This is a genomic window from Streptomyces neyagawaensis (genome assembly GCF_023516595.1).
In the GTDB taxonomy this organism is placed as follows: domain Bacteria; phylum Actinomycetota; class Actinomycetes; order Streptomycetales; family Streptomycetaceae; genus Streptomyces; species Streptomyces neyagawaensis.
Window position 1 is genome coordinate 1 of the sequence record NZ_JAMGBG010000257.1, and the last position, 610, is coordinate 610.

Consider the following 610-nt stretch of genomic DNA (forward strand, 5'->3'; position numbering starts at 1 on the left):
CCGCTGCTCGGCCTCAAGGCGGACGTCACGGACGACGTCTCCGTACGGGCCGCCGTGGGCGACGCCGTCGAACAGCTCGGTGGTCTGGACATCCTCGTCAACAACGCCGGCATCGGCGCCATCGGCACCATCGAGGACAACCCCGACGAGCAGTGGCACCAGGTCCTCGACGTCAACGTCCTCGGCATCGTGCGCACCAGCCGCGCCGCCCTGCCCCACCTGCGGAACTCGTCCCACGCGGCCATCGTGAACACCTGCTCCATCGGCGCCACCGCCGGGCTGCCGCAGCGCGCCCTGTACTGCGCCAGCAAGGGCGCGGTCCTCTCCCTGACCCTCGCCATGGCCGCCGACCACGTCCGCGAGGGCATCCGCGTCAACTGCGTCAACCCCGGCACCGCCGACACCCCCTGGGTCGGCCGCCTCCTCGACGCGGCCGACGACCCCGACGCCGAGCGCGCCGCCCTCAACGCCCGCCAGCCCATGGGACGCCTCGTCACCCCCGACGAGGTCGCCGCCGCCATCGTCTACCTGGCGAGCCCGGCGGCGGCGTCCGTCACCGGCACCTCCCTCGCGGTGGACGGCGGCATGCAGGGACTCCGGCTCCGACCGG

The 610-nt window shown here is 73.9% G+C and carries 1 protein-coding gene; it reads left to right on the forward strand.

Annotation, left to right across the window (positions count from 1 at the left end; genetic code table 11):
- Window positions 1-610: SDR family NAD(P)-dependent oxidoreductase (locus tag M8J73_RS44590; RefSeq protein ID WP_249829939.1), on the forward strand; the 610-nt coding region annotated here is incomplete at both ends.